Source organism: Litoreibacter ascidiaceicola (assembly GCF_900129235.1).
GTDB classification, from domain to species: Bacteria; Pseudomonadota; Alphaproteobacteria; order Rhodobacterales; family Rhodobacteraceae; genus Litoreibacter; species Litoreibacter ascidiaceicola.
This window is the reverse complement of sequence record NZ_FQUV01000004.1, coordinates 363,298-383,787: the sequence shown is the minus strand read 5'-3', so window position 1 is coordinate 383,787 and position 20,490 is coordinate 363,298. Positions and strand designations below refer to the sequence as shown.

Genomic DNA, 20,490 nt, shown 5'->3' with positions numbered 1-20,490 from the left:
TCAAGGGAAAACCCAGTAAAAACTTCAGCTCGTTGGAACGGAAAAGGTTTGCGCGCGCTACAAGAGAGAATTCTATCGGTCCCCCAAAGACTTATTAAGCTCTACCGATGCAAAGGCTATGCCGGAAAAGCAAAAAACCGCGCTCGGGGGCGCGGCTTCTTCAGTCTCTCAAAAAGGTAAGATCTTACTTGATCTTGCCTTCTTTGTATTCGACGTGCTTGCGCGCAACTGGGTCGTATTTGCGCACTACCATCTTCTCGGTCATGGTGCGGGCGTTCTTCTTGGTCACATAAAAGTGGCCCGTGCCAGCGGACGAGTTCAGGCGGATTTTGATCGTGGTTGGCTTCGCCATCTCACTTCTCCTCTGGGTCGGGCACGCAGAAAAAGAGCGCCCGGAAATTCGGTTGAAGCCGCCTTTTACGCGGTTGGTAGCCCGAGTCAACCGCGAAAGCGGGTCTGGTCATCCGCACTTGCAAAACGGGGGCGCAAAGTCATGATTGAGGCAGAATTACCCACAAAGGAAGCCCCAATGCGCCTCTTACCACTCATCACGCTCCTCCTCACCGCCCTGCCCGTCTCAGCACAAGACGCCGCAGACGCATTCGCACCAGAAGCCGCATCAGCGCAAACAACCAAAGACAGCGGCGCCCCGGTCGCAGCGTCCGAATGGATGGTGGCAGCTGCAAATCCGCTGGCAGTTCGCGCAGGTGCGCGGGTTTTGTCAGAAGGCGGCACCGCGGCTGACGCCATGATCGCCGTTCAGTCGGTTCTGGGTCTGGTCGAGCCTCAAAGCTCCGGTCTAGGCGGCGGGGCTTTCCTTGTCTGGTATGACGGTGCGTCGGGAGAGATGACGACACTGGACGGGCGGGAAACTGCACCAATGGCGGCCACGCCGCGGCTGTTTCAAGACGAGGCCGGAGAACCGCTTAAGTTCTTCGATGCAGTTGTTGGCGGCCTGTCGGTTGGTACTCCGGGTACGCCAGCGTTGATGGAGAAGGCACATGCCAAATGGGGGCGCTCGGACTGGCCCATGCTGTTTGCGGACGCCATAAAGCTGGCTGAGGACGGCTTCGAAGTATCTCCACGCCTTGCCGCGCTTGTGGACTCGGATCAAGAGCGGTTAGCGCGGTTTCAACGCACAGCCTCATATTTCGTACCGGAAGGTGCGCCATTGGCCGAAGGTAGCACGCTCAAAAATCTTCCCTATGCCAAAACCCTGCGCGCAATCGCGACCGGTGGCGCCAAAGCATTCTATACGGGTCCAATTGCGCAAGGCATTGTCGACACGGTAGTTAACGCACAAGGCAATCCGGGCGTTCTGTCGATGACCGATTTGTCCATCTACAAGGTCAAGGAGCGTGCGCCTGTTTGCGCCACCTATCGCGCCCATGACGTCTGCGGCATGGGGCCGCCCTCGTCCGGGGCTCTGACGGTCGGTCAAATTCTTGGCATGCTGGACGGCTTTGACCTCGCCGCGTTGGGGAAAGACAGCCCAGAGGCGTGGCGGCTTATTGGAGATGCCTCACGCCTCGCTTTTGCGGATCGCGGGCGGTACATGGCGGATAGCGATTTTGTCCCGATGCCAACCAAAGGGTTGGTCGATAGCACCTATCTGACATCACGCGCAGGCCTTCTGACAACTGATAAGGCGTTGAGTGAAGTTGCTCCGGGCGAGCCGCCCTTTGACCACGCCCTTTTGTGGGCAGACGACGAAAGCATCGAGCTGCCGTCAACCTCGCATATCTCTATCGTGGACAAGTATGGCAACGCGCTTAGCATGACGACGACCATCGAGAACGGCTTCGGCTCTCGATTAATGGCGCCCGGAGGGTTCTTGCTAAACAATGAGCTCACCGATTTTTCCTTCAAAACACAGTCGGACGGAGTGCCCATCGCCAATCGGGTGGAGCCCGGAAAACGACCGCGTTCGTCCATGGCACCGACGATTTTACTGAAAGACGGCAAGCCTGTCCTTGTGGTCGGCTCCCCAGGCGGGTCGCGCATCATCGGTTATGTGGCCAAGACCATTATTGCGCATCTGGATTGGGGGCTAGACCCACAAGCCGCGATTGCATTACCGCATTTGGTGAACCGCTTCGGGACTTATGATCTGGAGGAAGGCACCGAGGCCACGCAGTTCGACGATCCGCTGACGGCCATGGGATTCGAGACCGGTACGCGCGCCTTGACTTCGGGACTTCATGCCATCGCCGTGACGCCGAACGGGCTGCTCGGCGGTGCTGACCCACGGCGCGAAGGGATCGCTTTGGGAAAGTAGTGGCGAAGGATCGAAATCAACTCCGCCGGTGGAATCTGTCTTTAAGGGTGGAGCCTCCGGCGGGAATATTTTTGCCAAGATGAAATCATAGAGCCAGCTTCGGGCGGAGCGGCGTGATCGGCCAGGGAAATATGCGCGGAGGGCCTGTAAGCCGGATTCTGTCCAAGGGGTTGCCCCCTCTGGATGACCATTCATCTAAAGCCACGGTTACCCGTGACCCTCTAGCTGCCAACCCGAACCTGCTGGGGACAAAGCATCCCCGGAGGCAAGCCTCCACGCGGTTCCTATTTGGCATTGCTCCCGGTGGGGCTTGCCGTGCCACCCCTGTTGCCAGCGGCGCGGTGGGCTCTTACCCCACCGTTTCACCCTTACCCCCGCATGCGAGGGCAGTTTCTTCTCTGTGGCGCTTTCCGTCGGATCGCTCCGCCCGGGCGTTACCCGGCACCGTTGCCTTGTGGAGTCCGGACTTTCCTCGAACCCGAAGGCCCGCGGTCATCCGGCCCTCCGCGCAGTGTCTCGCCTACGCGCCCGCTGCCGTTCGGTCAATCCCGAACTCGCGCACCAGCGCTTCGGCCATCGCCACGTCGTGCGTTGTGACAGGTCCTTCAGCCGTTGGATTGAACCGAAGCCGGAAGCTTGCCAATACGGTTTCGGGGGCCACATCATCAGGATAGCCGAATGCGATCGCAGCGCAGGTAAATCGGGCCAAGTCGGCATCTGCGGGGTTCAGGTTCATTGGCCAAATGGCCAAGCCCTGCCGCGCCAGCCGCTGCCAGTCGAACCTGCGACCCGGGTCGATCTTGCGCCCCGGTGCAAAGTCCGAGTGGGCGATTACCGCAGAGGCCGGAATATCCCATCGGGTCATAATCCTGCGCAACAGAAGTTCCAGATTGTCGAACAGCGGCGCCGAGAAGGGGGTAAAGCCCGTGTTCGAGAGCTCGATCCCGATGGATCGGGAGTTCACATCCCCCCGTCCTTGCCACGTTCCGGCCCCCGCGTGCCACGCGCGGGCGCGCTCGTCGACCATCTGGATAACCTGACCGTCCTTGCGGATCAGGTAATGCGCCGAAACCTCGTTGTCGGGGTTACACAGCGTTCGACACGCCGCATCGCAGCTCTCCATCGCCGTGTAATGCAGCACGATAAGCTCGGGCGTAGCACCGTCTTTGCGCGCGCCGAAATTGGGCGAAGGCCGCCAGTCCGGCGTCACCAAACTAGCCTTTATTTACAAGGCCGCGGAATTTCGCTGGATTCCAACCGCAGGCGTAACCGTCGCCGTCAGGATCCACACCCAACTTATCCTTCTGCGGGCCACCTGCCTTCAGGAAGGCATCTTGCGCCAACTCGACAGAGCTGAAGCCTGCACACGCTTTGGCGGCTTTGCTCGCGGAGAATACAGAGCGGCGATAAACCTTCTGGCCAACGGGATGGCTGGTTTGCAGGGCAAACTCGACCGGTGTTGGTGCGCCACCGCCCGGACGGCTGGGAACGGCCTTCGGCGCGATAACTTGGTATTGCGCGCTTTGCGCCTTGCGGCGCTCGGCGTCGCTTTCAATGCTTTGACGGCTGGAGACCGCCTGAAAGTCTTGTTCGTCAGAAATTGAAGGGTTGTTCAAATCCGGCACGGGCGCATTGGGCGAGGTGTTTTGGATGCCCGCGGGCACACTTTCGCCGCGAGCTTGCTGGCCAGACGATCCGCGCACTGCTGCTACCGCGTCGCTGGCCGTCTGCTGTTCCGGTGTCACGGGTTTCGGCGCTGTTGTTTGCCTGCCGGAGCGCTGAGCGCGAAGCTCCGCGTCGCGCGCCTGCTTTTGCGACAGATAGGTGTCGTAGTCGTCGAAACCGACACCGGCCCCGCTATCAGGCACCGTCGGGCCACACGCCACCAATCCTGCCACGACAAACACTGCATACAAACCACGCATAACGAGCCTCACTTCTCTAAGTTGCTTGGAAGATTACCACCATTTGGCAGGCTTCGCCACAAAACCGGCCGCCTGCTCCAGCGCATAGGCTGTGTTGAGCAAATCGCCCTCTTCCCAAGGACGCCCGATCAGTTGCAACCCCAACGGAAGCCCTTGTTTGTCAAGGCCAGCCGGAACCGCGATGCCGGGAAGGCCCGCCAAGTTGACTGTGACTGTAAAGACATCGTTGAGATACATCTGCACCGGATCAGCATCCGCCATCTCGCCTAGGCCGAAAGCCGCCGACGGGGTTGCAGGCGTCAGGATCGCGTCAACGCCTTGGGCGAAGACGTCCTCGAAATCCTTCTTGATCAACGAGCGCACTTTGCGGGCGCGGTTGTAATAGGCGTCGTAGAAACCCGCGCTAAGGACGTATGTGCCGATCATCACGCGGCGCTGCACTTCTGGGCCGAAGCCTTCAGCACGCGTTTTTTCATACATCTCGGTGATGCCGTCGCCTTGGCCGATCTTGGCCCGGTGCCCGAAACGCACGCCGTCATAGCGCGCAAGGTTGGACGAGGCTTCTGCCGGAGCGACCACATAGTAGGCTGGCAGCGCGTATTTGGTGTGCGGCAGCGAAATGTCGATGATTTCTGCGCCCGCGTCCTTCAACATCGCCGTGCCGTCAGCCCACAGCTGTTCAATCTCGGCAGGCATACCTTCCATCCGGTATTCCTTCGGGATGCCGATCTTCTTGCCGCGAATGTCGCCTGTCAAAGCCGCCTCGAAATCCGGTACGGCCAGCTCGGCACTGGTCGAATCTTTCGGGTCATGCCCCGCCATAGCACCCAGCATGATCGCCGCGTCACGCACAGATTTGGTCATCGGGCCCGCTTGGTCCAGCGAGGACGCAAACGCGACAACGCCCCAGCGCGAACAGCGTCCGTAGGTCGGTTTCAGGCCCGTGATACCCACGAAAGCCGCAGGCTGACGGATCGAACCACCCGTGTCCGTGCCGGTCGCAGCCAAACACAAATCGGCCGCAACGGCGGAAGCGGAACCACCTGACGAGCCGCCAGGCGTCAACGGTGCATCGTCATTGCCACGGCGCCACGGATTGACTACATCGCCATACACGGACGTCTCGTTGGACGAACCCATGGCGAATTCGTCCATGTTCAGCTTGCCCAGCATGACAGAGCCCGCATCCCACAATTGCTGTGTGATCGTACTCTCGTACTCCGGCTTGAAGCCTTCCAGGATACGCGAAGCCGCTTGTGACGGGACACCCTTGGTGCAGAACAAATCCTTAATTCCCAAAGGGATGCCGCACATATCGGGCGCATCGCCTGCCTTAATCCGCGTATCCGCGGCCGCGGCTTGTGCGCGGGCAATCTCGGGCGTGTTGTGCACAAAGGCGTTCAAAGCGCTCGCATCTTCGATGGCACCCAGACAGGCTTCGGTCAGCTCCATAGAAGTAACATCGCCCTTGCGCAGCGCGTCGCGGGCTTCGGCGATACCGAATTTGTTTAAATCAGCCATTATTCCACCACCTTCGGCACTGCGAAAAAGCCTTCCCGCGCGTCGGGTGCGTTCGCCAAAACAGCCTTTTGCTGGCTGCCATCCGTCACCACGTCTTCGCGGCGTTTCAGCCGTTGAGGCGTCACGGAGGTCATTGGCTCGACGCCCTCTACATCCACCTCGTTAAGCTGCTCCATGAAGGCAATGATGCCATTCAGCTCGTCGGCGAGCTTTGGCAAATCTTCTTGCGGCACCGCAATACGGGCCAGCTTTGCCACTCGGGCGGCGGTTGCTGTGTCGATGGACATGAAGGTCTCCTTGCCAAACTTGCCCCCGTTTAACGTCGCACTTGGCGGGCTTCAAGCGTCAGAGTCGCGGGGCGAGGGCCGTCATATGAGCGCGCTAACCCAAACCGGACGTGCACACGGCATAATTCGGTGGCCTTCTGCCCTACGTTGCTGTCGCGCCTTACCGTCGCGCAGCGAAAAACTCGGTCAACAGCGCCTCGCATGCATTCGCATCAATATCGTCATAAATCTCCGGGCTATGGTGGGATTGCGGATGGGAAAACACCCGTGCGCCATGGGCCGTGCCACCCGATTTCGGGTCGGACGCGCCATAATAAATGCGGGCGATCCGTGCCGCGGCAATCACGCCTGCGCACATCGCACAAGGCTCCAGCGTCACATAGAGATCGCATCCGGTCAGCCGCTCTGAGCCTTGTGCAGCACATGCCTCGCGGATCGCCAGCATTTCAGCGTGCGCTGACGGGTCGTTCAATTCCCGCGTGCGGTTGCCCGATTTCGCCAGCACCTCGCCCGCCGCCGATACGATAACCGCACCCACGGGCACTTCACCGCGCTCGGCTGCCAATCGCGCTTCTTCAAGCGCCAAATCCATATGCGAGGTGAATACCATGATCCCCGATACCCCCTTCACAAGCTCCCGCCAAGGGCGTAGGCCCTGCTCTATGAGCAACGAGACACCCAAAGGCGACCGCATCGCCAAAGTTCTGGCCCGCGCGGGCATCGCCTCGCGTCGTGCATCCGAAGCGATGATCGAAGCCGGACGCGTAACTGTAAATGGCAAGCAGATCCTGTCCCCTGCCCTCAACGTGACCGATGCGGATGAGATTGTTGTTGACGGCAAACCCCTTGCCGCGCCCGAGCCGACACGGCTTTGGCGCTATTATAAGCCCATCGGGCTGGTGACCTCCGAATCCGACGAAAAAGGCCGCGACACGGTCTTTGAGGCGTTGAAAGGTACCTTGCCACGCGTCGTCAGCGTCGGGCGTCTCGATATCAATTCCGAAGGGCTTCTGCTGCTCACCAATGACGGCGCGATCAAACGCCAGTTGGAGCTGCCGTCTACTGGCTGGTTGCGTAGATACCGTGTTCGCGTGAATGGCACGCCCGAGGACAGCACGCTTGAGCCGCTGCGTCGGGGCGTGGTCTCTGAGGGCGAAAGGTTTCAACCGATGGAGGTCACCCTAGACCGCCAGCAAGGAGCCAACGCCTGGCTAACGGTTGGCATCCGTGAGGGCAAAAACCGCGAAATCCGGCGCGCCATGGGAGAGGTTGGCCTGAAGGTAAACCGCCTGATCCGTGTCAGCTATGGCCCGTTCCGCCTGAACGAGTTGAAACCCGGGGAGGTCGAAGAAGTCAAAGGCCGCGTTTTGCGCGAGCAGCTTGGCCTGCGAGAAGACAACGAAAAGCCGATGCTAAAGAAAAAGCCGCCGCAAAAGCGCCGCCGCCAATAACGCGCCAAACCTTGCCCCTTCTGGCTTGTGCTGTATTTGATAGCCCCGACACAAAAATAAATTGCGAGGGGCATTATTCATGGCCGACCTTTTCACCATAGAAAACTTCTTTAACCTGCTGATGCTGTGCTTTTTGCAAGCGGTGCTGGGCTTCGACAACTTGCTCTACATCTCGATCGAGAGCCAACGCGCGCCCGTGGCGCATCAAAAGGCAGTGCGGTTCTGGGGCATCATCCTCGCCGTGGTTTTGCGCATCGTCTTGCTGTTTGCGATGGTCGAGCTCCTCGGCTCGCTTACAGAACCCTTCTACGTCTTCGCGTGGGCAGGCATCTTGACGGGTGGTGTGAACTTCGCGACCTGCGTTTTCGTCTTCGGCGGGATATTCATCATGTATACGGCCGTCAAAGAGATCAGCCACATGCTGTCAGTGGAGCATTTGGGCAATGACGTCGAAGCCAAGTCGGGCAAGTCGGCAATAAAGGTCGTCGGCCTTATCATCTTCATGAATTTGATCTTCAGCTTTGACTCAGTCCTCTCGGCGATTGCGATAACCGAAGTCTTTCCCGTGCTTGCCGCGGCAATCCTGATCTCGGGTCTCGCCATGTTGTTGCTTGCTGACGGCGTGACGGCGTTCCTGCAAAAGAACCGGATGTACGAGGTCTTGGGCCTGTTCATTTTGCTGATTGTCGGCGTTGTCTTGTTGGGCGAAGCAGGCGTTGCTGCGGCCCATGCGACCCATAACGACGAGCTGGCGCTGCATGTATTCGGCTACCCGATCATCCCGATGTCCAAATCCACCTTCTACTTTTCGGTGGTAGTGTTGTTCGTGGTGGAATTCATTCAGTCGGGCTACGCTAAAAAGCTGGCAGCCGAACGCGCCGGCACACAAACAGGCGGTCACTGAACTTCTGGTAAGTTGCACGGCGAATGCCTATGTTTGCCGTGCACGACTTTTCTAGAACGGCCATCGGGGGTGGTATGTCTGCCAGCGCACTTCAAAAAATCGCATATGTGTTGCTCTTGGCACTCGTGGCCATGGCGTCGGCGGGCGCAATCTGATGGCGCAGAAATTCGGCGGGCAGTTTAGTCCGGACGGGACCGGTCCGACCGCGCCCAGAACCTCCCCATTGAGTGGCAAGCAACCTGCGAAGGGACGGACCCGCGCCAATTCGCTGTTCCTCGTGGCCTTGCCCATCCTTTTCACCTCCATCGGCGACGGTGCGCGCGACATGGCCGTGGCCATCGGTGCGTTCGCACTCATGGCGCTTGGGGCTTGGCTGACCCGCGAAGGTATTGACGCACAAAACGCCTATGAAGCGCGGACCATTGCCCGTCGCCCTGCCATTCCGCGTAAGATTTTTGGCGCGATCGCCCTTGGATTGGGTGTTGGCGTTGCCACACTTGATACCAGCCTGATGGATGGCGTCCTTTACGGCATCATCGCCATAATCTTGCATTTGGCATCGTTCGGGCTGGACCCGATGCGGGACAAAGCACTCGAAGGCGTGGACACGTTCCAGACCGACCGCGTCGCGCGTGCCGTCGACGAGGCCGAGCGCCACCTGCGCGCGATGACTGACGCGATCGCAACAGCGGGTGACCGCACCATGATCGCCCGCGTCGAGCAATTTCAAGCCACCGCACGGTCCTTCTTCCGCACGGTTGAAAACGATCCACGCGACCTGACCACCGCGCGCCGCTATCTGGGCGTGTATTTGCTGGGGGCCAAAGATGCGACGATCAAGTTTTCCAAGCTATACGCCCAAGGGCGCGACCCGTCCGTCAAAGCGGACTACACCTCGCTTCTTGACGACCTTGAGGCAAATTTCACCGCGAAAAATCAGGCGCTTCTGTCGGATAATCGCACCGATCTAGATATTGAAATCGACGTGCTGCGCGACCGTTTGCAGCGCGAAGGCATCCGCCTGAACGAAGGGGAATAACTTATGTCCGATACTGTCCGCCAAAAGGCTGAACAATCCACACAAGCTCTGGCAGAGCTGACGGCTGTGGTGCTCAAAGAGCCCTCAACCGATCTTGTGCCGTTGGCGAAAGCCGAAGCACCTGTTGCCGCCGAAATCCGCCGCCGCATGGACGAGATCGACATGACCGATACGAACTCCATCGTGTCTTTCGGCTCTGGCGCGCAGGCCGGTTTGCAAGAAATCAGCCAATCAATGCTGGCCGACGTGAAGAATAAAGACGTCGGCCCCGCAGGTGGCAGCTTGCGCGACATCGTCACAACTATCCGCGGGTTCTCGATCTCCGAGATGGACATGCGCCGCGAGCGCTCTTGGTGGGAAAAACTGCTGGGCCGCGCGGCACCTGCTGCAAAATTCATGGCGCGCTATGAAAGCGTTCAGGGCCAGATCGACAAGATCACCGACAATTTGCTGTCGCATGAACATGCGCTGCTCAAGGACATCAAGTCACTCGACGTGTTGTATGACCGCACGCTGGATTTCTACGACGAACTGGCGCTCTACATCACCGCCGGTGAGGAAAAGATCGCCGAACTCGACAGCAAGGATATTCCGGCCAAGGAAGCTGCTGTAAAAAAAGCGAAAGAAAACGACCAAGTCATGGTGGCACAAGAATTGCGCGACTTGCGTGCGGCCCGCGACGATCTGGAACGCCGCGTCCACGATCTGAAGCTGACCCGTCAAGTGACCATGCAATCGCTGCCATCCATTCGCTTGGTGCAGGAAAACGACAAGTCGCTGGTCACCAAGATCAACTCTACCCTCGTGAACACCGTGCCACTTTGGGAAACTCAACTGGCACAGGCACTGACGATCCAGCGCTCCTCCGAGGCTGCCGCCGCCGTGCGGGACGCGAACGATTTGACCAACGAGCTGCTGACCGCCAACGCCGAAAACCTGCGCACGGCCAACAAGGCGGTTCGTGAGGAAATGGAACGCGGCGTGTTTGATATCGAAGCAGTCAAGCAAGCCAACGCGGACCTTATCAGGACGATCGAGGAAAGCCTGCAAATCGCCGACGAAGGCAAGCGCAAGCGTGCCGAGGCCGAAGTGGAGTTGCAACGCATGGAAGGGGAGCTGCGCGATACGCTGGCATCCGCCTCTGCGCGGGGCACCGCGTCGGGCCACAATATCGGCTCGTCCACAGGCTGATTGATGCGGGCTTCGCTCCATATCGCACTTGCAGGGCTGATGGCGGTGACGCTGTCAGCCTGCGACGCGCCTGTGTCTAGCCCGCGCCCCGAGCAGCGCGTGGCCCCTGCCCGGAAGCCAGCCCCCAAACTGGTTGAGCCTTCCGAGCGGTCGAAAGAGTTGTCGGCCTATTATGCGCAGGTCCAACGCAGCTTGCTTTCGCAAGGATTGCTGCGCTCGGATGGCGGCGGTATCGACACGCCATTCTCCAAGCGCCAATTGGTGAATAACTTCATACAGATCGGGGTTTTCAACGAGTTCACCCTTGTGGACGGGCTCTACACGAACCAGCGTTCGGAAGGCCGCGTTCAAAGGTGGGAAAAGCCGATCAACGTCTCGATGCAGTTCGGACCTGCTGTTTCCCAAAGCATCCGCACCAAGGACCAACAAACCGTCGCAAACTATGCCCGTCGCCTTTCGAGAGTGTCCGGCGCAAAGGTTGGCGTGACACGCGGCAAAGGCAATTTCCACGTAGCTGTCCTGACCATCGACGAAATCGAAGCGTTCGGGCCGCAATTGATGAAGCTGATCCCCGGACTGGACGCTGGCATTGCGCGTCAGATCACCAGCATGCCGCGCCCGATTTACTGCGCCGTTTATGCCTTCTCGGATGCCGACACGCCTGACAGCTTCCATTCTGCCGTGGCCATCGTGCGCGCCGAGCATCCCGATCTTTTGCGTCAAAGCTGCTATCACGAGGAAATCGCCCAAGGACTGGGCCTCAGCAACGATAGCCCTGCCGCGAGACCGTCCATCTTCAATGATGACGATGAATTCGCACTGCTGACCCGCCACGACGAAATCTTGCTCCAGATATTGTATGACGAGCGGCTTCCGCTTGGAACATCCCCCGCCCGCGCCCGCCCGATCGTTGAAGTGATCGCGTCGGAGCTATTGGGCGGTGAAAGCTAACCCGAAGACCATTTAGTGAGGACCACATGGGTATTTTTGATTTTCTGACCGGTGAATTCATCGACGTCATTCATTGGGTAGATCACACCCGCGACACCATGGTCTCCCGCTTCGAGCGTGAAGGGCACGAGATCAAATATGGCGCGAAGCTGACCGTGCGCGAGGGGCAAGCGGCGGTGTTTGTGCATGAAGGCCAACTGGCGGACGTGTTCACACCGGGGCTGTATATGCTCGAGACGAACAACATGCCGATCCTGACAACGCTGAACCACTGGGATCACGGCTTCAAATCGCCATTCAAGTCCGAGATTTATTTCGTCAATACCACCCGTTTCAACGATCTGAAATGGGGCACCAAGAACCCGATCATGCTGCGCGACCCAGAATTTGGCCCCCTGCGCATCCGCGCCTTCGGCACCTATTCGGTCCGCGTCACCGATCCTGCCGTGTTCCTGCGTGAGATTGTTGGCACCGACGGCGAATTCACGATGGACGAAATCAGCTACCAGATCCGCAATATCATCGTCCAAGAGTTTTCCCGCGCGATTGCCTCCTCCGGCATTCCCGCGCTGGACATGGCTGCGAATACGGGCGATCTGGGCAAACTTATCGCGGCGGCAATCTCGCCGATTGTTGCGCAATACGGCCTGACGATCCCGGAATTCTACATCGAAAACATATCCCTTCCCCCAGCGGTAGAGGCCGCGCTAGACAAACGCACCTCCGTTGGCATTGCGGGTGATCTGGGGAAATTCACCCAGTACTCTGCCGCCGAAGCCATGACTGCTGCGGCCTCGAATGCGGGGGCCGCCGGTGGTGGCATGGGAGCAGGTATAGGCGCGGGTCTCGGTATGGCCATGGCAGGCCAGATGGGCCATGGCGGGCCTTGGGGTCAAGCGGCGCAAGCCACCCACACCGCCCCGCCCCCGCCACCGGTCGAACATGTCTGGCACATTGCGGAAGCCGGTGAGACCAAGGGGCCATACTCCAAGGCGGCCATGGGACGTATGGCATCGGATGGCGCGTTGCAGCGCGAAACACTTGTTTGGACTGCGGGTCAAGACGGATGGATGCCTGCCGAGGATGTGCAGGAACTGGCGCAGCTTTTTACAATTCTGCCGCCTCCACCCCCACCAGCCTGATGATCAATTTGGTGGCGGGACGAACACCCTGCCGCTAGATCCATCGCATTGCGCCTAACGCTGAACCTGCGGACATACCCACGTCATGAGCGACAACCCACTCGACAAGACAGCCCCAGAAATCGAGCACAGGTTTCCGTGTGACACCTGCGGTTCCGACCTGCGGTTCGATCCGGAGGACAACGCGCTCAAGTGCGACCATTGCGGCAATGTGGAGCCCATGCTGGAAGCGGTACAATCCAGCATCCGTGAATTGGATTTCCAATCGGCCATTCGCGGCACCCTTCAAGATTCCGAAATGGAGGAGACGCGCGTCTCCAGTTGCCCCAACTGCGGGGCGCAGGTCGAGTTTGACCCCGACAGCCATGCCGCGGAATGCCCGTTTTGTGCCACACCCGTCGTCACTGACACCGGAACACATCGCCACATTAAACCGCGCGCCGTGCTGCCGTTCGAGATCGCAGAGCGGGACGCGCAACAGGCCATGGTCGATTGGTTGGGCAAGCGTTGGTTTGCCCCGAACGGTTTGCAGGAATACGCCAAGAAGGGCCGCAAACTTAGCGGTATCTACGTACCCTTCTGGACGTATGACGCGGACACCAAGACCAGCTACACCGGTCAGCGCGGCAAGATTTATTATGAAACCCGCACCGTGATGCGCGATGGCAAACGCCACCAGCAACGCGTCGCCAAAACACATTGGTCCGCAGTCGGCGGGCGCGTGGCGCGGTTCTTTGACGATGTGTTGGTTCTGGCCTCGACCTCTCTGCCAAAAAGCTACACCGACGCGTTGGCGCCTTGGAACCTATCCCAGCTTGCGCCTTACACGCCCGAATATCTCGCGGGCTTTCGGGCCGAAGGCTACACCGTCGACTTGGAAACCGGGTTTCTGGAGGCGCGCGCCAAGATGGACGCGATGATCACCCGCGATATCCGCTTCGACATCGGTGGCGACAAGCAGCGCATCACCTCGGCCAACACGACTGTCAAGGACGTGACCTTCAAGCATATTTTGCTGCCCGTCTGGATGGCTGCGTACAAGTATCGCGGCAAGACGTATCGCTTTGTCGTTAACGGTCAAACTGGTACAGTAAAAGGTGAACGCCCATACTCTTCCGCCAAAATTGCGATTGCGGTCATCATTGGCTTGCTGGTGGCTTTGGCTGTTGGGTATGGAATAGCCCTGAACCAATAACCTGAGGTGGCAATTATGATCCTGTGCTGCGGCGAAGCCCTTATCGACATGTTGCCCCGCGTCTCGCAAGAGGGAGAGTTGGCTTTCGCCCCCTATGCGGGCGGTGCGGTCTTCAACACCTCCATCGCTTTGGGACGTCTGGGCGCTGCCCCTGGGTTCTTTTGTGGTCTGTCTACCGACTTGTTTGGCGAGATGCTGGAAACCAAGTTAAGTGAGGCCGGCGTGTCGTCCGATCTGGCGTTTCGATCCGCGCGACCAACAACATTGGCCTTCGTGCGTCTATCTGATGGCCACGCCACCTATACCTTTTACGACGAGAACAGTGCCTTGCGGGTGATGACCGAGGCTGATTTGCCAGTCCTGCCCGCTGACGTCTCGGCCCTGTTTTTCGGTGGCATCTCATTGGTCGGGGAGCCGTGCGGTTCTGCTTACGAGGCACTGATGGCCCGCGAAGCTACGTCCCGTGTGACCATGATCGACCCGAATATTCGCCCGTCCTTCATTACCGACCGAGACTCCTATGTGACGCGCATCAAATCGATGATGGCAATGTCGGATGTCGTTAAGTTAAGCGACGAGGATTTGCACTGGCTGGAAGGCAAAGGTGATCTGGACACTCTAGCTGGCGATCTAATCGCACGCGGCACCAAGGTGGTTTTGATCACCCAAGGATCCGAAGGCTCAATTGGCTACACCGCTGAGCACCGCGTCACTGTTCCCGCACATAAAGTCGACGTCGTCGACACAGTTGGCGCAGGCGATACTTTCAACGCGGGCTTTCTGGCGGGGCTACAGCAAGAGGGCGCGTTGGATAAAGCAACGCTCGCTGCCTTGCCTGCGGACACGCTTCGCACGGCACTGGCCATGGGCAGCAAAACTGCCGCCATTACTGTATCACGCGCGGGCGCAAACCCGCCTTGGGCGCATGAGTTGTGAGGGCGCTTGTCCAACGGGTCTCGCACGCATCAGTTTCAGTAAACGACGAACAGGTCGGGGCATGTGGGGCTGGTCTGTTGATTTTGGTCTGTGCAATGGCAGGCGACGCGCCGGATCAGACCGCACAGCTGGCCTCCAAAATATCCAAGCTGCGCATCTTCAAGGATGATGCCGGCAAGATGAACCGATCCTTGGTGGATATCGGAGGCACTGCGCTTGTCGTCAGCCAGTTCACACTGGCAGCGGACACGCGTAGTGGCAACCGTCCGGGCTTCTCAACAGCCGCCCGTCCCGACGAAGGGCGCGTGCTCTACGAAAAGTTTGCAACAGATTTAGCCGCCTGCGGTGTCGCGGTGGAAACTGGTGAATTCGGTGCGGACATGGCGGTTAGCTTGGTAAATGACGGTCCTGTCACGATCTGGCTGGATGACGCGCAATAGGCCCATTGGCGGCGCACGATCTTGCGCGTAGGTTCCTCCCAATCAGGGAGGATAAAACCATGAGCAACAGGCGCCCTATCGGCGGGCTTTCGCATGTTTCCGGCGTGACCGATACGCCGCTGCTGGAGCTGACTATTCCGGCCCTGCTTGCCCGCACCGCTAAACGGTTACCCAACCACGAAGCCTGTATCTTCCCCAAGCAAAACATCCGCTGGACCTATGCGGAGTTTGCCCACCAGGTGGACCGTCTAGCGGCGGGTTTCCTTGATCTTGGCCTTGGCAAGGGTGACCGCGTCGGCATCTGGTCGCCGAACCGAGTCGAGTGGTTGCTGACCCAGTTCGCCACCGCGCGCATCGGGGCCATTCTGGTATGCATCAATCCGGCCTACCGCCAGTCAGAGCTGTCTTATGCGTTGGACAAGGTCGGCTGCTCGGCTCTTGTAACCGCCCAGAATTTCAAATCGTCCGACTACATAGCAATGATCCGCGCGGTCGATCCCAAGCCGGACACTCTGCGGCACCTCATTGCCATGGGGGACGCGCCGGACGGGTTTCTGGCGTTTGATGATATCTTGTCCGATGATACCGACCGGCTCGACGCGATTTTGGCAACGCTCGCACCCCATGACACGATTAATATTCAGTACACCTCAGGCACGACAGGACACCCGAAGGGGACCTGCCTGACGCACCACAATATCGTAAACAACGCCTATTTCACCACCGCAACAATGGCCTTCAGCGAGGCTGACCGGCTGTGCATTCCGGTACCGTTCTACCATTGCTTCGGCATGGTGATGGGCACGCTTGGCTGTGTGGCCCATGGGGCAACCATGGTAATCCCCGGTGAGGGCTTCGAGCCGCGCGATACATTGCAAGCCGTGCATGACGAGAAGTGCACAGCACTTTTTGGCGTACCCACCATGTTCGTCAACGAGATGGCTTTGCCGGAATTTGACACGTTTGACCTGAGCCACCTGCGGACGGGGATAATGGCAGGCGCGCCCTGTCCGCGCGAGATTATGAAAAAGGTGCAACGTGATATGCACATGACCGGTGTGACCATCGCTTACGGGATGACGGAGACCTCGCCCGTATCGTTCCAGTCCGGCCTCGATGATCCACTGGACAAGCGCGTCGGCACCGTGGGGCGTATCCATCCCCATGTGGAGGTAAAGATCGTGGGCGAGGACGGTGAAACGGTGAATGTCGGCACGCAGGGCGAGTTGCTGACACGCGGGTATTCGGTGATGCAGGGGTATTGGGGGGAAGACGCCCAGACCTCCAGCGCCATTCGCGACGGATGGATGCATACGGGCGATCTGGCGACGATGGATGGAGATGGCTACGTGATGATCACCGGACGGGTCAAAGACATGATCTGCCGCGGTGGTGAAAACATCTATCCGCGCGAAATCGAGGAGTTCCTGTTCACCCACCCCGATGTGTCGCAAGTGCAGGTGTTCGGCATCCCCGATGACACCTATGGCGAGGTGGTCTGCGCGTGGCTTGTGTTGCGTGACGGTGCCCAAACGACACACGACGACATTCGCACCTTTTGCAAAGGCCAGATTGCCCACTACAAGTTGCCGACCCATATTCGTTTCAAGGACGAGCTTCCAATGACCGTCACCGGTAAACCCCAAAAATTCATCATGCGGGATGCCATGGTGGCAGACCTCGCCAAGGCTCCTGCCCCATGACAAAAAGAGACTCCTTTGAAATCGGAGGCGTAGCTATCGACGCTGGAACCCGCAAGACGGTGAACCTGCCGATATCGACCTTGTCGGATCACACGCCCGTCACGATGTCCGTGCACGTGATCCACGGTAAAAGGCCGGGACCGACGATGTTTGTGTCGGCGGGTATTCATGGCGACGAGGTGATTGGTGTCGAAATCTTGCGCCGTCTTCTGCGCACCAAATCACTGGGTTCCCTGCGGGGAACCTTGCTGGTGGTTCCGATTGTAAACGCTTTCGGCTTCCATAACCATTCGCGGTATCTTCCGGATCGGCGCGATTTGAACCGCTGTTTCCCCGGCACGCCCACCGGGTCCTTGGCGTCGCGCCTTGCGCATGACTTCATGAGTCACGTTGTCGAGCGGTGCAGTTTTGGCGTCGACCTGCACTCAGCCGCCATTCACCGCACCAACCTGCCCCAAATCAGGGTCTCCGGTACGTCCCGCAAGAAAATGGAACTCGCCCACGCTTTCGGAGCGCCTGTTATCCTGACCTCCGCGCTGCGCGACGGGTCGCTCCGCGCCGCCGCTCGGGATCGCGGGATTGACGTGCTGCTCTATGAAGCCGGCGAAGGTTTGCGCTTTGACGAGATGTATGTGCGGGCCGGTGTCGCGGGCATTCTGCGGGTGATGGCGACGCGCGAGATGTTGCCGCGTAAGGCGGTGACGCCGGCCAAGGCCGCCTCAATCTTGTGCAAGTCGTCGAAATGGGTCCGTGCGCCCGCAGGTGGGCTTCTACGCGCGTTCAAAAGCGAAGGCGATGTGGTCGAGGATGGTGAGTTGCTCGCGGCTGTCTCCGACCCGTTCGGCGAGAACGAAGTGGAGTTGTTCGCGTCCTTCGATGGGATCATCATCGGCCGCGCGGTGATGCCTATCGTGAATGAGGGCGACGCGATTTATCACATCGCGGAGGTCGTCTCCAATGCCCGCGCGGAAACAGCGGTGGAGGACTTGTCCGTGCAATTGGAAGAAGATCCGCTGTTCGATGAAGACGAGATTATTTAGGCATCGTTAACGATATACGTGGCGTTGACCGCGCTTTGCATCACTACCTGCGCGTTGGGCAGGTCGTTCGATTCAGCTTTCGTTAAGGCTTGCGCCTCGGAGTATCCGTGGTCGCGCCAGCGTTGCAGCAGGCGGTCGCGCAGCACGTCGGGCGACACATCAAGGAAAATGCTGGCGTCCCAGAGCTTGTGTAGTTGGTCCCACGGGGCGCTGTCCAACAGCAGATAATTGCCCTCCACGATCACCGTTTTGCAGTCGGCTTTTACCTCGCCGCCATCTGGTACCACACAATCGCGGAGACGGTCGAAGGTCGGGTAGGACAGCGTGACAGGCGCGCGCAGCGCTTTGACGAGGTCCAAAAAACCCAACGCGTCGAATGTTTGTGGCGCACCTTTGCGACCCAGAAGGCCACGCTCGGACAGAACTTCATTGTCGAGATGAAAGCCGTCCATTGGCACCACTGCGGCGTCTGGCAGGATGTCCGCCAGTTGCTCGGCCAGTGTCGACTTGCCACTGGCAGGAGGGCCAGCAACCGCAATCAGGCGGCGGCCCGATGTTGTGGACAGGCCGTTAATCAGCGCCAGAATTTCCGGCGGGACCGGTTGTGTCACGCGGCCTCCGTTTGTGCAGGAGCCTCCTTCGCGCCAGTCATGAACGCCACCGCATCGGACATTGTGTAGTCCTTCGGGTTGATCACGCAAAGGCGCTTGCCCAGACGGTGAACATGGATGCGGTCGGCCACCTCGAAGACGTGCGGCATGTTGTGGCTGATCAGAATGATCGGGATGCCACGCGACTTCACGTCCTGTATCAGTTCCAGCACCTTGCGGCTTTCCTTGACCCCTAGGGCTGCGGTCGGCTCATCCAGAATGATCACCTTCGAGCCGAACGCCGCAGCGCGGGCCACGGCGACACCTTGACGCTGGCCACCTGACAGGGTTTCGACCGCTTGGTTGATGTTCTGGATGGTCATCAGCCCCAGCTCGGTCAACTTGTCACGCGCCAGACGTTCCATTTCCGCGCGGTCAAGCTGGCGCAGCCATTTTCCCATGAAGCCGGGTTTACGCAACTCGCGGCCCATGAACATATTGTCGGCAATCGACAAGGCAGGTGACATGGCCAGAGTTTGGTAGACGGTTTCGATACCCGCCTCGCGGGCTTGGATGGGCGAGGTGAAGTGGATTTTCTTGCCTTCCAAGAAAACCTCCCCCTCGTCCGGAATGACCGCGCCTGAGACCGCCTTGATCAGAGAGGATTTCCCCGCCCCGTTATCGCCAATCACCGCCAGAATTTCACCCGGCATCAGGTCGAAGTCGCAGTGGTCCAGTGCGGTGACTTTGCCGTAGCGTTTGACTAGCCCGCGTCCTTTGAGAATGGGTTCCATTACGCTGCCACCTTTCTGATCCATTGGTCCACGGCCACAGCCGCAATGATAAGCACACCGATCAGCAGATAGGTCCACTGTGCGTCGGCCCCCATGAGGCGCAGGCCGAGGGTGAAGACCCCCACGATCAACGCGCCGAAGAATGTGCCGAGGATGGAGCCGCGCCCGCCGAACAGCGAAATGCCCCCGATCACCACCGCGGTGATCGATTCGATGTTGAGAAGCTGGCCAGAGGTTGGCGACACCGACCCGATGCGCCCGATCAAGGCCCAGCCTGCAAAGGCGCAGATAAGACCTGCGACGGCGTAGACGGAAATGATGGTCCCCTTGACGTTCACGCCTGACAGTTCCGCCGCCTCGGCGTCGTCGCCCACGGCGTAGACATGGCGACCCCATGCGGTGTGGCGCAAGACGTAGGCCAGCACGAGAACGAGCAGCACCATGAACAATACGCCCACGGTAAAGACCGCGCCGCCAATATTAAACTTCGCACCAAGGAATTGCAGCATCGCGGCGTTTTCTGCGATGTCTTGAGACCGGATCGTCTCGTTCGAGGAATAGAGGAAGTTGGCGGCAAGCACGATTTGCCACATGCCCAATGTCACGATGAATGGCGGCAGCTTCATGGCTGCGATGAGCCAGCCGTTCAAGGCGCCGATGGCGGTGCCGAAGAGCAAGCCGCACGCGATGGAGACCTCGACCGGAAGGCCGTATCGGAAGGTGAATTGCCCCATCACCACCGAGGAGATCACCGCGATGGCCCCGACGCTGAGGTCGATGCCCGCGGTCAGGATCACCAGCGACTGCGCTGCGGCGACGATGCCGACGATCTGCACCTGCTGCAAGATCAGTGTGAGCGCAAAGGGCGAGAAGAACTTGGAGCCGAGCAAAAGCCCGAACACCACAATCGATGCCACAAGGACGATCAGCGGCACAAGCGCCGGATTGACGTGTAGCAGGTGTTGGACGGTGCCTAGAAAGCCCCTGTTGGGTTGCTCGAACTTGGCGACCCCATCATTCGTTGTGTCTGCGCTGGACATCGTTCCCTCCCTTTGAAGACGAAGGGGCGGAATGCACCGCCCCTTGTTTTTTCATAGTCGTGC

At 59.2% G+C, this 20,490-nt stretch carries 21 protein-coding genes and 1 other RNA gene; 12 read left to right on the top strand and 10 right to left on the bottom strand.

What is annotated here, in order from left to right; translation table 11 throughout:
• Nucleotides 1-184 precede the first annotated feature (184 nt).
• On the bottom strand, nt 185-352 hold the full coding sequence (gene rpmG / locus BUB72_RS10800; protein ID WP_011454349.1) for a 50S ribosomal protein L33: 168 nt from the start codon (nt 350-352) through the stop codon (nt 185-187).
• Between the two features lie 177 nt (nt 353-529).
• On the opposite strand from rpmG, the gene ggt reads away from it, so the two are divergent.
• Entirely contained in the window at nt 530-2,278 is a 1,749-nt protein-coding gene (ggt, locus tag BUB72_RS10795) for a gamma-glutamyltransferase (protein ID WP_073143705.1), read from the top strand.
• A 131-nt stretch (nt 2,279-2,409) separates the two neighbouring features.
• Here ggt and rnpB read toward each other — a convergent pair.
• The 6 genes from rnpB to BUB72_RS10765 all read right to left on the bottom strand — a co-directional run bounded on the left by rnpB (nt 2,410) and on the right by BUB72_RS10765 (nt 6,621).
• Nucleotides 2,410-2,786, bottom strand: an RNA gene (gene rnpB / locus BUB72_RS10790) — RNase P RNA component class A.
• Nucleotides 2,787-2,798: 12 nt separating this feature from the next.
• Nucleotides 2,799-3,488: an N-acetylmuramoyl-L-alanine amidase gene (locus BUB72_RS10785; protein ID WP_073143747.1), complete on the bottom strand. Its 690-nt coding sequence runs from the start codon at nt 3,486-3,488 to the stop codon at nt 2,799-2,801.
• A gap of 4 nt (nt 3,489-3,492) precedes the next feature.
• Nucleotides 3,493-4,203: a hypothetical protein gene (locus BUB72_RS10780; protein ID WP_073143704.1), complete on the bottom strand. Its 711-nt coding sequence runs from the start codon at nt 4,201-4,203 to the stop codon at nt 3,493-3,495.
• 33 nt (nt 4,204-4,236) lie between these two features.
• Entirely contained in the window at nt 4,237-5,724 is a 1,488-nt protein-coding gene (gene gatA / locus BUB72_RS10775) for an Asp-tRNA(Asn)/Glu-tRNA(Gln) amidotransferase subunit GatA (RefSeq protein ID WP_073143703.1), read from the bottom strand.
• Entirely contained in the window at nt 5,724-6,011 is a 288-nt protein-coding gene (gatC, locus tag BUB72_RS10770) for an Asp-tRNA(Asn)/Glu-tRNA(Gln) amidotransferase subunit GatC (protein WP_073143702.1), read from the bottom strand. The genes gatA and gatC overlap by 1 nt, the downstream gene beginning before the upstream one ends.
• Before the next feature lie 160 nt (nt 6,012-6,171).
• Nucleotides 6,172-6,621, bottom strand: a complete 450-nt coding sequence (locus tag BUB72_RS10765; RefSeq protein WP_073143701.1) for a nucleoside deaminase — start codon at nt 6,619-6,621, stop codon at nt 6,172-6,174.
• On the opposite strand from BUB72_RS10765, the gene BUB72_RS10760 reads away from it, so the two are divergent.
• The 11 genes from BUB72_RS10760 to BUB72_RS10710 all read left to right on the top strand — a co-directional run bounded on the left by BUB72_RS10760 (nt 6,620) and on the right by BUB72_RS10710 (nt 18,003).
• Nucleotides 6,620-7,462, top strand: coding sequence for a pseudouridine synthase (locus BUB72_RS10760; RefSeq protein WP_425435161.1), 843 nt, complete (start codon nt 6,620-6,622; stop codon nt 7,460-7,462). The two genes, BUB72_RS10765 and BUB72_RS10760, sit on opposite strands and share 2 nt — an antisense overlap.
• Nucleotides 7,463-7,541: 79 nt before the next feature.
• Nucleotides 7,542-8,366: a TerC family protein gene (locus BUB72_RS10755; RefSeq protein WP_073143699.1), complete on the top strand. Its 825-nt coding sequence runs from the start codon at nt 7,542-7,544 to the stop codon at nt 8,364-8,366.
• Between the two features lie 154 nt (nt 8,367-8,520).
• Complete coding sequence (locus BUB72_RS10750) at nt 8,521-9,405, top strand: 5-bromo-4-chloroindolyl phosphate hydrolysis family protein (RefSeq protein ID WP_073143698.1); 885 nt, start codon at nt 8,521-8,523, stop codon at nt 9,403-9,405.
• Nucleotides 9,406-9,408: 3 nt separating this feature from the next.
• Nucleotides 9,409-10,596, top strand: a complete 1,188-nt coding sequence (locus BUB72_RS10745; protein ID WP_073143697.1) for a toxic anion resistance protein — start codon at nt 9,409-9,411, stop codon at nt 10,594-10,596.
• A gap of 3 nt (nt 10,597-10,599) precedes the next feature.
• The gene (locus BUB72_RS10740) at nt 10,600-11,547 is read left to right on the top strand and encodes a DUF2927 domain-containing protein (RefSeq protein ID WP_073143696.1); all 948 of its coding nucleotides are present in this window, start codon (nt 10,600-10,602) and stop codon (nt 11,545-11,547) included.
• A 26-nt stretch (nt 11,548-11,573) separates the two neighbouring features.
• Entirely contained in the window at nt 11,574-12,689 is a 1,116-nt protein-coding gene (locus BUB72_RS10735) for an SPFH domain-containing protein (protein WP_073143695.1), read from the top strand.
• 85 nt (nt 12,690-12,774) lie between these two features.
• Nucleotides 12,775-13,884 (top strand): TFIIB-type zinc ribbon-containing protein, encoded by a 1,110-nt coding sequence (locus tag BUB72_RS10730; protein ID WP_073143694.1) that lies wholly within the window; start codon nt 12,775-12,777, stop codon nt 13,882-13,884.
• 15 nt (nt 13,885-13,899) lie between these two features.
• The gene (locus BUB72_RS10725; RefSeq protein ID WP_073143693.1) at nt 13,900-14,820 is read left to right on the top strand and encodes a carbohydrate kinase family protein; all 921 of its coding nucleotides are present in this window, start codon (nt 13,900-13,902) and stop codon (nt 14,818-14,820) included.
• Nucleotides 14,817-15,260: a D-aminoacyl-tRNA deacylase gene (gene dtd, locus BUB72_RS10720; RefSeq protein ID WP_073143692.1), complete on the top strand. Its 444-nt coding sequence runs from the start codon at nt 14,817-14,819 to the stop codon at nt 15,258-15,260. The genes BUB72_RS10725 and dtd overlap by 4 nt, the downstream gene beginning before the upstream one ends.
• Before the next feature lie 59 nt (nt 15,261-15,319).
• The gene (locus BUB72_RS10715) at nt 15,320-16,963 is read left to right on the top strand and encodes an AMP-binding protein (protein WP_073143691.1); all 1,644 of its coding nucleotides are present in this window, start codon (nt 15,320-15,322) and stop codon (nt 16,961-16,963) included.
• Entirely contained in the window at nt 16,960-18,003 is a 1,044-nt protein-coding gene (locus BUB72_RS10710; protein ID WP_073143690.1) for a succinylglutamate desuccinylase/aspartoacylase family protein, read from the top strand. Before BUB72_RS10715 ends, BUB72_RS10710 begins: the two co-directional genes overlap by 4 nt.
• Here BUB72_RS10710 and BUB72_RS10705 read toward each other — a convergent pair.
• From BUB72_RS10705 to BUB72_RS10695, 3 genes are read right to left on the bottom strand one after another with little or no spacing between them, the layout of a single operon-like run.
• Complete coding sequence (locus BUB72_RS10705) at nt 18,000-18,614, bottom strand: AAA family ATPase (protein ID WP_217653852.1); 615 nt, start codon at nt 18,612-18,614, stop codon at nt 18,000-18,002. The genes BUB72_RS10710 and BUB72_RS10705 overlap by 4 nt on opposite strands.
• The gene (locus tag BUB72_RS10700) at nt 18,611-19,387 is read right to left on the bottom strand and encodes an ATP-binding cassette domain-containing protein (protein WP_073143689.1); all 777 of its coding nucleotides are present in this window, start codon (nt 19,385-19,387) and stop codon (nt 18,611-18,613) included. Before BUB72_RS10700 ends, BUB72_RS10705 begins: the two co-directional genes overlap by 4 nt.
• A complete protein-coding gene (locus tag BUB72_RS10695; RefSeq protein WP_073143688.1) occupies nt 19,387-20,427 on the bottom strand; it encodes an ABC transporter permease in 1,041 nt (346 codons plus the stop codon). Before BUB72_RS10695 ends, BUB72_RS10700 begins: the two co-directional genes overlap by 1 nt.
• Nucleotides 20,428-20,490: the final 63 nt, after the last annotated feature.

Coding starts and splice junctions, on each gene's coding strand:
- rpmG (WP_011454349.1), bottom strand. CDS start 352: ATGGCGAAGCCAACCACGATCAAAATCCGCCTGAACTCGTCCGCTGGC.
- ggt (WP_073143705.1), top strand. CDS start 530: ATGCGCCTCTTACCACTCATCACGCTCCTCCTCACCGCCCTGCCCGTC.
- BUB72_RS10780 (WP_073143704.1), bottom strand. CDS start 4,203: ATGCGTGGTTTGTATGCAGTGTTTGTCGTGGCAGGATTGGTGGCGTGT.
- gatA (WP_073143703.1), bottom strand. CDS start 5,724: ATGGCTGATTTAAACAAATTCGGTATCGCCGAAGCCCGCGACGCGCTG.
- gatC (WP_073143702.1), bottom strand. CDS start 6,011: ATGTCCATCGACACAGCAACCGCCGCCCGAGTGGCAAAGCTGGCCCGT.
- BUB72_RS10760 (WP_425435161.1), top strand. CDS start 6,620: ATGATCCCCGATACCCCCTTCACAAGCTCCCGCCAAGGGCGTAGGCCC.
- BUB72_RS10765 (WP_073143701.1), bottom strand. CDS start 6,621: ATGGTATTCACCTCGCATATGGATTTGGCGCTTGAAGAAGCGCGATTG.
- BUB72_RS10755 (WP_073143699.1), top strand. CDS start 7,542: ATGGCCGACCTTTTCACCATAGAAAACTTCTTTAACCTGCTGATGCTG.
- BUB72_RS10750 (WP_073143698.1), top strand. CDS start 8,521: ATGGCGCAGAAATTCGGCGGGCAGTTTAGTCCGGACGGGACCGGTCCG.
- BUB72_RS10745 (WP_073143697.1), top strand. CDS start 9,409: ATGTCCGATACTGTCCGCCAAAAGGCTGAACAATCCACACAAGCTCTG.
- BUB72_RS10740 (WP_073143696.1), top strand. CDS start 10,600: ATGCGGGCTTCGCTCCATATCGCACTTGCAGGGCTGATGGCGGTGACG.
- BUB72_RS10735 (WP_073143695.1), top strand. CDS start 11,574: ATGGGTATTTTTGATTTTCTGACCGGTGAATTCATCGACGTCATTCAT.
- BUB72_RS10730 (WP_073143694.1), top strand. CDS start 12,775: ATGAGCGACAACCCACTCGACAAGACAGCCCCAGAAATCGAGCACAGG.
- BUB72_RS10725 (WP_073143693.1), top strand. CDS start 13,900: ATGATCCTGTGCTGCGGCGAAGCCCTTATCGACATGTTGCCCCGCGTC.
- BUB72_RS10715 (WP_073143691.1), top strand. CDS start 15,320: ATGAGCAACAGGCGCCCTATCGGCGGGCTTTCGCATGTTTCCGGCGTG.
- BUB72_RS10710 (WP_073143690.1), top strand. CDS start 16,960: ATGACAAAAAGAGACTCCTTTGAAATCGGAGGCGTAGCTATCGACGCT.
- BUB72_RS10700 (WP_073143689.1), bottom strand. CDS start 19,387: ATGGAACCCATTCTCAAAGGACGCGGGCTAGTCAAACGCTACGGCAAA.
- BUB72_RS10695 (WP_073143688.1), bottom strand. CDS start 20,427: ATGTCCAGCGCAGACACAACGAATGATGGGGTCGCCAAGTTCGAGCAA.